The sequence below is a fragment of the Streptomyces sp. NPDC004539 genome (assembly GCF_040610055.1).
GTDB lineage: Bacteria > Actinomycetota > Actinomycetes > Streptomycetales > Streptomycetaceae > Streptomyces.
In genome coordinates, this window is the sequence record NZ_JBEXLS010000020.1 from 65965 (window position 1) to 78957 (window position 12993).

Sequence of the window (12993 nt, forward strand, 5' to 3'; positions counted from 1 at the left end):
GTCGCCCATACTCTGACGGTCCGTCAGACAATGCGGAAGTCTCAGGGAGGGCCCATGTCTCTGCTGCCCGGCAGGACCGTCGTCGTCTCCGGAGTCGGCGCGGGCCTGGGCCACCAGGTCGCGGCGGCCGTCGTGCGGGAAGGAGGGAACGCCGTCCTGGGCGCCCGCACGGAGGCCCAACTCGCCAAGTCCGCGCGGGACATCGACCCGGACGGGGCGCACACCGCCTTCCTCGCGACCGACATCACCGACGAGCGGCAGTGCGCACGCCTCGCCGAGCTGGCGGTGTCGCGGTTCGGCGGGATCGACGCGGTCGTCCAAGTCGCCGCCTGGGACTCCTACTTCGGGGGTGTGGAGGACGCCGACTTCGAGACCTGGCGGTCCGTCATGGACGTGAACCTGCTGGGGACGCTGCGGATGACCCGGGCCTGCCTGCCGGCGCTGAAGGAGGGCGGGGGCGCGGTGGTGTTCATCGGGACGCAGTCGGCCGTGGCGGCGCCCTCGCAGGTCCGGCAGGCCGCGTACGCCGCCTCCAAGGGGGCGCTGACCAGCGTGATGTACTCGCTGGCAAGGGAGTTGGGCCCGTACCGGGTCCGGGTGAACACCGTGCTGCCGGGGTGGATGTGGGGGCCGCCGGTCGAGGCGTACGTCCGCTTCACCGCGCAGACCGAGGGGGTTCCCGAGAGCGAGGTACTGGGCCGGCTGGCGGGGCGCATGGCGCTGCCGGAGCTGGCGACCGACGGTGACGTGGCGGACGCGGCGGTGTTCCTGGCGTCGTCGCGGGCACGGGCGATCACGGGGCAGTCGTTGCTGGTGAACGCGGGCGAGCTGATGCGGTGAGGGGCTCGTCACCGGCCAACTGGGTGTTCACGTACAGGAATTGAAGTCACCTCACCGAACGATTTTACTCCCCCTTGACCTGCCCTGTGCTTGCTGTGAGCACCTCATCACCCCCAGAGTTCACATGCCTGCCCTGCCTGTCTGCCTTGAACCCCCACGTCGACGGCGAACCCTGGAAGGGGGCACATGAACGGTCTCGACTGGGCCGTGCTCATCGGCTACTTCGGTGTGATGGTCGCCATCGGAGTCTGGTCGCACAAACGGGTCGACGACGTCAGCGACTTCTTCACCGCGGGCGGCAAGATGCCGTGGTGGCTCTCCGGCATCTCGCACCACATGTCGGGCTACAGCGCGGTGATGTTCACCGGGTACGCCGGTATCGCCTACACCTACGGCGTCACCTCGTTCGTCACCTGGTCCTTCCCGATCGCGCTCGGTATCGCGATCGGCTCGAAGCTGTTCGCGCCGCGCATCAACCGGCTGCGCTCACGGCTCCATGTCGCCTCTCCCCTGGAGTACCTGAAGAACCGGTACGACCTGAAGACGCAGCAGGCGCTCGCCTGGTCCGGCATGCTGCTGAAGATCGTGGACGTCGGCGCCAAGTGGGCGGCGATCGCCACCCTGTTGTCGGTGTTCACCGGCATCTCGCTGAACCAGGGCATCCTCATCACCGGCACCATCACCGCCGTCTACTGCACGATCGGCGGCCTGTGGGCCGACGCGCTCACGGAGTTGGGGCAGTTCGTCATCCAACTCCTCGCCGGGATCGCGATGTTCGTCGCCGTCGTCCTCGAACTCGACGACAAGGGCATCGGGTTCTTCGGCGCCTGGGACGAACCGGCCCTGCAAGGACACGGGAAGCCGCTCGTCGGGCCGTACGGCACGGTGTTCCTGCTGGCGTTCCTCTTCATCAAGCTGTTCGAGTACAACGGCGGCATGCTCAACCAGGCCCAGCGGTACATGGCCACCCGCGACGCGAAGGAGGCGGAGCGGTCCGCGCGGCTGTCGGCGGTGCTGTGGCTGGTCTGGCCGCTCGTGTTGTTCTACCCGATGTGGATGTCGCCGCTGCTCGTGCAGTCGAACAAGCCGGACGGCTCCGACTCCTACGGCCTGATGACCGAACAGCTCCTGCCGCACGGCCTGTTGGGGCTCGTCATCGTCGGTTTCTTCTCCCACACGATGGCGATGTGCTCCTCCGACGCCAACGCGATCGCCGCGGTCTTCACCCGGGACTGCGCGCCGGTGATCTGGAAGCGGGCCCGAACCTGGGACCCGGGACAGGGACTCCGGGTCGCGCGCGTCGCGACGGTCGTCTTCCTCGGGCTCTCGATGGCGGCGGCGACGCAGGTCAACTCCCCGGCGTTCAAGGACATCATCACCGTCGTCATCAAGTGGGTCGCGGGGCTCATGGGCCCGATGGCCATCCCGATGATGCTCGGGCTGCTCCGGCCGTTCCGCCGCTCCGGTCCGACCGCCGCGCTCACCAGCTGGTCGATGGGCCTGCTCGCGTTCTGGCTCGTCAACTACCCGATCAACTGGAACGTCGACGGCGGCGTACCTCTCCAGTATCAGGTCTCGGTCCCGCTCGCCGTCTCACTGGTCCTGTACATCGGCATCGGTTTCCTGCGCCCCGAGGACACCCCGGGCCGCCTCGCGATCATCGACAAGATCAACTCCGACGACGACGGGGTAGCTCTCAAGGCCGACGGACCTGAGCACCAGGACCCGGTCCCCTCCCCGCCGCGCACCTGACCCCCTACCTCGGCGGTACGCCGTTCGGCCGTCCTCCCTCCCCTCCCGCATGTGCGGAAAGGGTGCGAGGACGGCCGAAAACCTTTGCCCTTCGGGCACAGGGGGCATACCGAGCAGACCCTGAACTCCCCGTCCCCGTTCGATTACAGTGGCGAATCGTGTCGTACGGACGGCGGACGGGGCCAGGGAGGCTTGGTGGTGGGTACGGCGGCCGGGCCCATCTGGGGCCGCACCGAGCAACAGGACTTCCGCAGCCGGGTACGCGGCACGCTGCTGGGCGGGGCCCTGGGGGACGCCCTGGGGGCTCCGGTGGACCGGGTCTCCGCCGAGGAGATACTCAAGGTGTACGGGGTCGAGGGGGTCGCCGACCTCATCCCGGCCTACGGCAGGCGCGGCGCGATCACCCACCTCACCCAGCTCACCCTCTTCACCGTCGACGGCCTGATCCGCGCCCAGGTCCGCCGTGACACCGGCGCCTGGCATCCCCCCACGGACCTGCATCGCGCGTATCTGCGCTGGGCGTCGACCCAGCGCGACTGGGGTCCCGACCTACGCCGCAAGGACGACGGCTGGCTGGCCCGCGAGGAGTGGCTGTACGCCCGCCGCGACCCGACCCGCCCGCTGCTCATCGGGCTCGGGGACGAGCGGATGGGCACCCTCGAATCGCCGAAGAACCCGGCGGCGGACGGCCCCGAGGCGCTCGGCCGCTCGGCGCCGTTCGGTCTGCTGGTCGGCTGGGAGCCGCAGTTGGTCGCGCAGCTCGCGGTGGAGTGCGCGGCGCAGACCCACGGCCACCCGGCGGCGTACCTCGCGGCGGGGGCGTACGCGGTCACCGTCCACGCGCTGGCCAGGGGAGACAGCCTCGACAGCGCCGTCCAGCGGGCCCTGTCCCACCTGTCGGCGCGGCCCGGCCACGAACCCGTCTCCGAGGCGCTGCAACGCGGGCTCGGCGCGGTCAGACAAGGGCTGCCGACCCCCGTACGAGTCGAGGAACTCGCCGGGTCCGGCAGCGCCCCCGAACTGCTCTCCGCCGCCGTCTACTGCGCGCTCGTCGCCGAGGACGTCCGCCACGGCCTGCGCCTCGCCGTCAACCACAGCGCTCCCTCCGCCCCGACCGCCTCCCTCACGGGCTCCCTCCTCGGCGCCCTGCACGGCGAGACCGCCCTGCCGCCGGCCTGGCTCGCGGAGCTCGAAGGCCGGCCGACGCTCCTCGAACTCGCCGACGACTTCGCGATGGAGATGACGCAGGGGCCGGCGCTGCACAGCCCGGCGGGGGCGGCGCCGGGGTGGCTGGCGCGGTATCCGCGGGGTGGGGCGGAGCTGGAGCGGGGGTAGGGGTGGAGACAGGGGTGGACGTACCCCGAGCACCCGACCCTGATAGCTGTCAGGGTCACGTCGTCCCTGGTGCGGTCTACGTTCGAGTCGCCTGGTCGGGACTACAGAGGAGACCACATGGGACTCAGAAAACGAGCGGCTGCGACGGTGGCGACGTTGATCGCCGCGTTCCTTCTTCCGCTGGCGGCGCAGGCGCCGGCACAGGCGGCTGCGAACGCGTGGACGCCGAACATCTCCCCCCTGTACTCGGGCGAGTCGGTGCAGCGGGACATACCGGGTGGCAAGAATGCTGAGGACGCGCTCAAGATTTGCTCCTGGGCATCAGGAATCGCCTGTGTATCGGTCGGCCAGGGCGACGGCAGACAGAGCATCTTCCACCTGTACAAGTGCGGTACCCGGTCGCTCTCGAACTTCATCGATGCGCTCTCCGTCCGCAACAACCAGACCGGCGGAGCCCAAGTCCGTTTCTGGGGGCCCAACGTAGGTACGTACTCCGCCCCCGCCAACCCCAACGTCATCACCGTGTTCCCGAACGCGGCGACGTACGACTTCAACAACATGTCCGTCTGCTGACCCGCCGAGGTCGCACCGGCCCGGGCACACCGATCAGGGTGTCCGGGTCGCCCCGTACGACTTCCGGGCTACTCGACGACCCTGACCTTGGTCTCGGTCGCGCCGAAGGCCCACAGCGCCGTGCCGTCCTCCTTGTGGAGGCGGATGCCGCCGGTCTGCGTGCCGGCGGGGGCGGGCGGCGGGGAGGAGCCGTCGACGGCGTTGGAGAAGGCGATGTTGATGCCGGACTTCACCGTGAAGTAGACGACGTGCTCGACGGCGACCCCGTCGGAGCCGGTGGTCGCGGGGGTCCGCACGGAGATCGTGTACGTACCGGGCGCGGGGTCGACCGTCCCGGGCCAGACCACGAACGTACGGCGGGACTGGTCGTCCGCGTCGACCAGCCAGACCCGGTCCTCGGAGAGCGAGTAGACGATACGGCGCCCCGTGCCGGACTTGGCGGGTAGTCCCGGAGTACTAGGGGCCGCCTCGGGGCTCACCGACTGCTTGGGCGTGGCCGTCGGCTTCGGGCTCGCCGCGGCCGTCGGGTGAGGGTGCACGCCGTTGTCCGCCTCAAGCGCCAGGAAGCCCACGCCGACGATCGCCCCGGCCGTCAGACCGGAGACCCAGACCCACGAGGGAATCCGCAGGGCAGGCACGGGCACGCAACTCCTCAGACTCCGACCCCCGCACCTCGGGGGTCGGATCATCCTACTGTGGAGCGCCTGTCCGCCGGGCCGGTACCGGTCCCCCTCAGGTACCGTTCCAAGATCACAACAGGCGCCCCACCAGGCTCAGTCGAGGACCGGAAGCAGTTCGGGAAGATGCCCGTCGGACGCCTCCGCGGCCCGCTGCCGCTCCTCGGACACCTCGCCGTACAGCGTCGTACGCGGCTTCGCCGGGCGCCCGGCCGCCTGCGCGACGGCGATCAGGTCCCGGACCGATTTGTACGACCCGTACGACGAGCCCGCCATCCGCGAGATGGTCTCCTCCATCAGCGTGCCGCCGAGGTCGTTCGCCCCGGACCGCAGCATCTCGGCCGCCCCCTCACTGCCCAGCTTGACCCAGCTGGTCTGGATGTTGGGAATCCACGGGTGCAGCAGGAGCCGCGCCATCGCGGTCACCGCCCGGTTGTCGCGGATCGTCGGGCCGGGCCGGGAGATGCCCGCCAGGTACACGGGCGCGTTGGTGTGGATGAACGGCAGCGTCACGAACTCCGTGAATCCGCCGGTGCGTTGCTGGATTCCGGCGAGCGTGCGGAGGTGGCCGAGCCAGTGGCGCGGCTGGTCGACGTGGCCGTACATCATCGTGGAGCTGGTGCGCAGCCCCAACTCGTGGGCGGTGGTGACGACTTCGATCCAGGTGGCGGCGGGCAGCTTGCCCTTGGTGAGGACCCAGCGGACCTCGTCGTCGAGGATCTCGGCGGCCGTGCCGGGCAGGGTGTCGAGCCCCGCCGCCCTGGCCTCCGTCAGCCACTCGCGGATCGAAAGCCCGGTGCGCGTCGCGCCGTTGACGACCTCCATGGGCGAGAAGGCGTGCACGTGCATGCCGGGGACGCGCTTCTTCACCGCCCGCGCGATGTCGAAGTACGCGGTCCCCGGCAGGTCGGGGTGGATGCCGCCCTGCATGCAGACCTCAACTGCGCCGACTTCCCATGCCTGTTGGGCCCGGTCGGCGACCTGGTCCAGGGAGAGGGTGTAGGCATCGGCGTCCGTGCGGCGCTGCGCGAACGCGCAGAAACGGCAGCCGGTGTAGCAGACGTTGGTGAAGTTGATGTTCCGCGTGACGATGTACGTGACGTCGTCGCCGACCGCCGACTTCCTCACGTCGTCCGCGATCTGGGTCAGCGCGTCCAGCGCCGGGCCGTCCGCGTGGAAGAGGGCGAGGGCCTCGGCGTCGGTGAGTTTCGTCGGGTCGTCGGCGGCGGTCGCGAGGGCCTGGCGGACGTCGGTGTCGATGCGCTCGGGGACCATGCCGGGGGCGGCGGCCTCGCGCAGGGCCGACCAGTCGCCGTACACCTCGTCGAAGTCGGCGCGCCGGTCGGCCGTCCGGCCCTCGGTGTCGATCGTGCGGTGCAGGTCGGTGCGGCCGGTCGACTCGAAGACCTCCTCGGGTTCCTGCCAGGGGCGGCCCTCGACGACGGCGTCGGGGAGCGCGAGGCCGGTCTCGGGGTCGGCGAGGGCGCGGACGTGCGGGAGGAGGCGGGGGTCGAGCCAGGGTTCGCCGCGGGTGACGAACTCCGGGTAGACGCACAGCCGTTCACGCAGCTCGAAGCCCGCGGCCTCGGAGCGGCGGGTGAGTTCCTCGATCTGCGGCCAGGGGCGTTCGGGGTTGACGTGGTCGATGGTGAGCGGGGAGACGCCGCCCCAGTCGTCGATGCCGGCGCCGATGAGGCGCTCGTACTCGCCGTCGACCAGGTTCGGCGGGGCCTGGATGTTCGCGGCGGGGCCGAGGATCAGGCGCGACACGGCGACGGCCGCGACCAGTTCGTCGAGTTCGGCGTCCGGCATGCCGCGCATCGCCGTGTCCGGCTTGGCGCGGAAGTTCTGGATGATGAGTTCCTGGATGCCGTGGTGGGCGCGGGAGACCTTGCGCAGCGCGAAGAGGGAGTCGGCGCGCTCCTCGTAGGTCTCGCCGATGCCGATCAGCAGGCCCGAGGTGAAGGGGACGGAGGAGCGGCCGGCGTCCTCCAGTACCCGTAGACGCACCGCGGGTTCCTTGTCGGGGGACCCGTAGTGGGGGCCTCCGGGTTCGGACCACAGGCGGGTGGCCGTGGTCTCCAGCATCATGCCCATGCTCGGGGCGACCGGCTTGAGGCGCTGGAGGTCGGTCCAGGACATCACCCCGGGGTTGAGGTGGGGCAGCAGGCCGGTCTCCTCCAGGATGCGGACGGAGATGGCGCGGACGTAGGCGATGGTGTCGTCGTAGCCGTGCGCGTCGAGCCATTCGCGCGCCTCCGGCCAGCGGTCCTCCGGTTTGTCCCCCAGGGTGATGAGGGCTTCCTTGCACCCTAGGGAGGCACCCTTACGGGCCACGTCGAGGACCTCGTCGGGGGACATGAACATGCCGTGCCCGGCGCGGCGGAGCTTGCCCGGGACGGTGACGAAGGTGCAGTAGTGGCACTTGTCACGGCACAGGCGGGTCAGGGGGATGAAGACGCTCTTGGAGTACGTGATGACGCCGGGCCGGCCGGCCGCCGAGAGCCCCGCGTCGCGCACCCGGGCGGCGGACGCGGTGAGGTCGTCGAGGGCCTCGCCGCGCGCCTGGAGCAGCACCGCCGCTTCGGAGACGTCGAGTGCGACGCCGTCCCGGGCGCGTTTGAGGGCGCGACGCATGGAGTTCTCGGTGGGGCCGGTTCCCGAGGTCGCGGAAGTCGTCATCCTTTGAGCATACGTTCGGGCTGCTCAGAGGGGACGGGGTACCACCGGCCCCCGCCGCTCACAGGAAGCGTGCGAGCCCGTCCAGTACCCGTAGTACTTCCGTCTCGCCCGCCGGGGGCAGCTGGACGACCGTCTCCTCGATGCCCAACTCCCCGTAGTACTTGAGTTTTCCCTCCTCCGGCACGACGGCGTACGGCACCACCTGGAGGTCCGCCGGCTCGCGGCCCGCCTCCGCCCAGGCGGCCCGCAGGACCGGCAGGGACTCCCCGAGCCCGCGTCCGCCGATCGGCAGCCATCCGTCGGCGTACTCGCAGATGTGGGAGAACAGCTTGGGCCCGGCGCCGCCGCCGATGAGGGTGCGGGGCCCGACGACCGGCCCCCGGGGCTCGCGCACCGGCTTGGGGTACGCGAGGGACGGCCGTACGCTCCCGAACTTCCCCTCGTAGCCGGTCGGTTCCTCGGACCACAGCGCCCGCATGAGGGCCATCCGGTCGCGCACCAGCTCCCGCCGGGTCCGCCACTCGACGCCGTGGTCGGCGGCCTCCTCGACGTTCCACCCGTACCCGAGCCCGAGCGTGAGCCGCCCGCCGGAGAGGTGGTCGACGGTCGCGATCTGCTTCGCGAGGTCGATCGGGTCGTGCTGGGCGACGAGCGTGATCCCGGTCCCGAGCCCGAGCCGTTCGGTGACGGCGGCGGCCTGTCCGAGCCCGACGAACGCGTCCAGGGTTCTCCCGTACTCCCTGGGTAGCCCCCCACCCGCGGGGTAGGGGGTGGTGCGGTCGACCGGGATGTGTGTGTGCTCGGGGAGATAGAGGCCGGCGAAGCCCCGGTCCTCCAGCTCGCGGGCGAGACGCGTGGGCGTGATGGTCTCGTCGGTGAGGAAGATCGTGACCGAGATACGCATACGGCGGCCTTTCCGGGGGGACGACGTCCTGGGCGCGGGTGTCGACCTCATCTGTACCCGGAACGGCCCGAACTGTCCATACCGACCGGTCGGAATCACAGGCTCAAGGGGCTGTTCCGTCACCTCCCCGCGAGGAGACCGCGGCGAGCAGGGCCTCTCGGGCCAGCCGGTCCGTCTCGGCCGGCGCGCCACCGAGCCGGTGCAGCAGCAGCCACGGCCCGTCGTCGTGCAGTGCGGCCACGACGGACGAACCCCGGGTGGCCCCGTTGTGCCACAGGGTCGCCGGCCCCCGCCGCCACGCGAGCGCCGGTTCTCCCAGCCGGCGTTCGACGAGCAGCGCGACCACGATGTCCGCCAGGGTCCGGCACGTGGACCACAGCCCGCCCGCCGGGAGGATCGGCCCGCTCAGGTCCCACAGCGGACGGGCCCGCCCGAACATCCCGCGCGGCACGAGCCGCGACCCGGCCGGGGGACGCGCCGTCACGGTGCCCGCGGCGAGGCCGAGGGGCGACAGCACGTACGCGTCGACGAGTCGCTGGTACGGCCGTCCCGCCGCGACGGTCAGCGCGTGCCCGAGGACCGCGTACCCGAAGTTGGAGTACTCCTCCTCGCCCTGCCGTCCGGTGACCTGCCGGTCGAGTTCCCGCAGCAGCCCGGCCAGCGCCGCCTCCGTGAACCCGGCGTAGGGGTCGTCCGGAGGTCCTACGGGTACTACGGGCAGCCGGGGGAGTCCTGACGTGTGGTCGGCGAGGTTGCGCAGCGTGATACCCGTACCTCTCGGGACGGACGCCAGGCACTCCTCCAGCGGCAGGTCGAGGGCGACGGTCCCCTCCTTCACGAGTCCGGCGAGGACGGTCGCGGTGAACACCTTGGTGATCGACCCGATCTCCACGAACCGGTCGGGGTCGTGGCCGTGGGCGACCCGTTCGCGGATGCCGCCCCCGCCCAGCAGACACGTCGGTGTGCGCATGGTCCGTCTCTCCCGCTCTCCCGCTTCGGCCGGCCCCGGCCGGGGCGCCCGCATCAGACTGCCTCACTCCCCGATTCCCTTCAGGTCGCCGCGAGTTCACCCCTCTCCGCCACACTGGTGGCATGTGCGAGGACGCTCACGAGATCGGCAGACGCGCCCTGTTCGTGACGGGTGCGGCCACCGCGATGACGCTCGGAGGGGTGAGTTTCGCCTCCGCCGAGGAGCAGCAGGCCGGGCAGCCGGCCGAAGCGCGGCCGGACGGGGACGGGGAACGGCGACAGCAGACGCGGACCGTGCGGGGGACGCTGCCCGCCGGGGCGCCGGACTTCGTGTACGTACCGGTCGAAGTCCCGTCGGGGGTCGGCGAGTTCAGGGTGTCGTACACCTACGACCGCCCGGCCGTGCCGGCCGGCACCACCGGCAACGCCCTGGACATCGGCCTCTTCGACGAACGCGGCACGCAGCTCGGCGGCCGGGGCTTCCGGGGCTGGTCCGGGGGCGCCCGCACCGAGTTCTTCGTACGGGCCGACGACACGACCCCGGGCTACCTCCCCGGGGTGATCCGGCCGGGCACCTGGTCCATCGCGCTCGGCCCGTACACCGTGGCCCCGCAAGGGCTGTCGTACGAGATCACCGTCACCCTCACCCACGGGTCGTACGGGACGACCCCTAGGGCCGTGTACCCGCCGGAGCGGGCGAAAGGGCGGGGCCGGGCCTGGTACCGGGGCGACTGCCACCTGCACTCCTGGTACTCCGACGGCCGCCGCACCCCCGCCGAGATCGCGGCGCTCGCGCGGGCGGCGGGGCTGGACTTCATCAACACCTCCGAGCACAACACCCATGCGGGGCACGCCCATTGGGCCGACCAGGCCGGTGACGACCTGCTGATCATGCTCGGCGAGGAGATCACCACCCGCACCGGCCACGTCGTCGCGCTCGGCACCGACCCGGGCACCTTCGTCGACTGGCGCTACCGGGCCCGCGACAACCGCTTCGGGCGGTTCGCCCGCCAGATCCGCCGCGCGGGCGGGCTCGTCATCCCCGCGCACCCGCACGCCACCTGCATCGGCTGCGCCTGGAAGTTCGGGTTCGGCGAGGCGGACGCGGTGGAGGTGTGGAACGGCCCCTACACGCCGGACGACGAGGTCGCGCTCGCCTCGTGGGACGCGACGCTGGCCGCCGCCGTGCGGGAGGGCCGCGACTGGCTCCCGGCCATGGGCAACAGCGACGCCCACCGCGACCCCGACGTCGTGGGGCTCCCCCAGACCGTCGTCCTCGCCGACGACCTGACGCGCGAGGCGGTCCAGGCGGGCATCCGGGCGGGGCGGTCGTACGTCGCCGAGTCCAAGGACGTCTCCGTCGCGCTGACCGCGACCGGGCCGCGCGGGGAGCACGCCGGTATCGGGGAGCGGCTCGCGGTGGGGGCGGACACCCCTGTGGTCGTACGGGTGGAGGTCTCAGGGGTTACGGGGTGCGTGGTCCGGCTCGTCACCGACCAGGGGGTCCTGTTCACCGGCGATCCCGTAGGGGTCTCCGGGTCCGGGGTCTTCGAGTGGCGCACGACGCCGTCGTACGCGGCGTACGTACGGGCCGAGGTCCGGCACGCCGCGACCGCGCCGCCGCTGCCCGGGGCGCTGGCGGCGCTGACGAATCCGGTGTTCCTGGGGTGCGGGCGGGGCTGAGGGGCGGGCAGGGCTGGGGCCGCCGGGCAAGGCAGGGTGCTGGCAAGGCCGCGGAGGGGCGGGCGGGGCTGAGGGGAGGCGGGCGGGGTACCTCGGGGGGAGAATCGGCGGGGGTACCTGAGGGGGACGGGGGCTACGTGCCGTGTCCGGCAGCGCCCGCCCTGTCCGTCGTACCCCTCCTGTGCCGCCCCTGCCCCGCCCGTCGGCCGACGCCCCGGCCCCGACCCGTCAGGACCCCGATGTCCAGCCTCGCCGACCGCCGCTACCGGATCACGACCGCCGTCCAGCGGCGTCTCAACCCCCTCATCCGCAGGCTGCCGCTAGCCCGTCCTGGAGACCACCGGCCGGACGTCCGGGCTGCCGCGCCGCACGCCGCTGGGCGGTCGCCGAGTCGGGGACGCGTTCTGGCTGGTGTCGGAGTTCGGGGACCGCTCCCAGTACGTCCGGAACATCAAGGCCGACCCGAGGGTCCGGGTCCGGATCAGGGGCCGCTGGTACTCCGGTACGGCGCACATCCTCCGGGACGACGACCCGGTGGCCCGGCTGCGGGAGCTGCCGAGGCTGAACAGCACGGCGGTACGGGTACTGGGGACGGACCTGCTGACCGTACGGGTGGACCTCCACAGGGGCTGACCCCTGTCATACCCGTAGACCCCTGCCGCGCCCGCACGCCTCCCCTCCCCCGAGCCCCTGTCATACCCGTAGTACCCCGGCGGCGTGCCGCCCCGCCCCCCTCTCACCCCAGTTCCCGGTACAGCCCCTCGATCAGCTCCACGACCGTCTCCGGCACCCGCAGCGTGGGAAAGTGGTCGCACTCGGCTTCCCGCACCAGCCGGCACCCCGGAATCCGTGAGGCGATCACCTCGTTCCGCTTGACGACGACCGGCTGGTCCTTCTCCCCCAGGAGCAGCGAGCACGGCACCGCCAGCTCCCCCAACCGGTCGAAGCAGGCCGGGAGTTGCTCCTCGTACTGGTACGAGGTGAACCACCCGCCGATCACCGCTCGCAGCAACCGCCGGGCCTCGCTGTCCGGTGGCGTCCCGGCCCCGCTCCACCACGACATGCCCAGGTCGGCCAGCCCGTCGAGGTCCCCGGCCAGCGCCAACGGCTCGACCTGCGCGGCCATTTCGGGCGGATCGGGTTCGGGGTAGCCCGGCACTCCGGGGACGAGGAGCCCGAGCGCGGCGATCTGCCCGGGGTGGTCCAGGGTGTAGGCGGTCGCGGTGGCCCCGCCCATGCTGTAGCCGGCCAGCACGGCGCTCGTCACGCCGAAGTGACCCAGTACCAGGGCGAGATCGGCGTCCTGACGGTAGGACGAGGTGGGCGCCGGGGAGCGGCCGTACCCCCGGGCGTCGTACCGGATCACCCGGTGCCGCGAGGTGAGCGGGCCGAGCACCGGCTCCCAGATCTCGGAGGCGCCGACGCCGGGGTGGAGCAGGACCAGCGGCGGGCCGTCCCCCTCGCCCCGCTCCTCGGCCCAGACCTGGCCGCCGTCGACCGCGACCATCACGCCCGATACATCACCCATGCTCCGATACTGCCCCATGACGCGGCCCCTCGCCCGGCGGAAACCGGCCA

At 71.7% G+C, this 12993-nt stretch carries 10 protein-coding genes and 1 pseudogene; 6 read left to right on the forward strand and 5 right to left on the reverse strand.

The genetic code is table 11. The annotated features are described in order from the left end of the window. Positions 1–54: 54 nt before the first annotated feature. The 4 genes from ABZX85_RS33750 (at position 55) to ABZX85_RS33765 (ending at position 4500) form a co-directional block, all read left to right on the forward strand. Positions 55–840, forward strand: a complete 786-nt coding sequence (locus tag ABZX85_RS33750) for an SDR family oxidoreductase (RefSeq protein ID WP_355877196.1) — start codon at positions 55–57, stop codon at positions 838–840. Between the two features lie 186 nt (positions 841–1026). Beyond that, positions 1027–2592, forward strand: a complete 1566-nt coding sequence (locus tag ABZX85_RS33755) for a sodium:solute symporter family protein (RefSeq protein WP_355877199.1) — start codon at positions 1027–1029, stop codon at positions 2590–2592. 198 nt (positions 2593–2790) lie between these two features. Further along, positions 2791–3927: an ADP-ribosylglycohydrolase family protein gene (locus ABZX85_RS33760; protein ID WP_355877544.1), complete on the forward strand. Its 1137-nt coding sequence runs from the start codon at positions 2791–2793 to the stop codon at positions 3925–3927. Between the two features lie 117 nt (positions 3928–4044). Then, positions 4045–4500 (forward strand): hypothetical protein, encoded by a 456-nt coding sequence (locus ABZX85_RS33765; protein ID WP_355877202.1) that lies wholly within the window; start codon positions 4045–4047, stop codon positions 4498–4500. 68 nt (positions 4501–4568) lie between these two features. Here the strand turns inward: ABZX85_RS33765 and ABZX85_RS33770 are convergent, their stop codons facing one another. The 4 genes from ABZX85_RS33770 to ABZX85_RS33785 all read right to left on the reverse strand — a co-directional run bounded on the left by ABZX85_RS33770 (position 4569) and on the right by ABZX85_RS33785 (position 9733). Next, positions 4569–5144 carry a hypothetical protein gene (locus tag ABZX85_RS33770; protein ID WP_355877205.1) on the reverse strand — a complete coding sequence of 192 codons (576 nt, stop codon included), beginning with the start codon at positions 5142–5144 and terminating at the stop codon, positions 4569–4571. Between the two features lie 129 nt (positions 5145–5273). Further along, positions 5274–7859: a bifunctional FO biosynthesis protein CofGH gene (locus tag ABZX85_RS33775; protein ID WP_355877208.1), complete on the reverse strand. Its 2586-nt coding sequence runs from the start codon at positions 7857–7859 to the stop codon at positions 5274–5276. 58 nt (positions 7860–7917) lie between these two features. Beyond that, positions 7918–8763, reverse strand: a complete 846-nt coding sequence (locus ABZX85_RS33780; RefSeq protein ID WP_355877211.1) for a TIGR03619 family F420-dependent LLM class oxidoreductase — start codon at positions 8761–8763, stop codon at positions 7918–7920. A 103-nt stretch (positions 8764–8866) separates the two neighbouring features. Next, on the reverse strand, positions 8867–9733 hold the full coding sequence (locus ABZX85_RS33785) for a serine hydrolase domain-containing protein (RefSeq protein ID WP_355877214.1): 867 nt from the start codon (positions 9731–9733) through the stop codon (positions 8867–8869). 122 nt (positions 9734–9855) lie between these two features. Here ABZX85_RS33785 and ABZX85_RS33790 point away from each other — a divergent pair, with 122 nt between their 5' ends. Together ABZX85_RS33790 and ABZX85_RS33795 are read left to right on the forward strand one after the other, a co-directional pair. Beyond that, the gene (locus tag ABZX85_RS33790) at positions 9856–11415 is read left to right on the forward strand and encodes a CehA/McbA family metallohydrolase (RefSeq protein WP_355877217.1); all 1560 of its coding nucleotides are present in this window, start codon (positions 9856–9858) and stop codon (positions 11413–11415) included. A 239-nt stretch (positions 11416–11654) separates the two neighbouring features. Beyond that, positions 11655–12048 (forward strand): annotated as a pseudogene (locus tag ABZX85_RS33795) (nitroreductase/quinone reductase family protein). Positions 12049–12151: 103 nt separating this feature from the next. Here ABZX85_RS33795 and ABZX85_RS33800 read toward each other — a convergent pair. After that, positions 12152–12943, reverse strand: coding sequence for an alpha/beta hydrolase (locus tag ABZX85_RS33800; protein WP_355877220.1), 792 nt, complete (start codon positions 12941–12943; stop codon positions 12152–12154). Positions 12944–12993 lie beyond the last annotated feature (50 nt).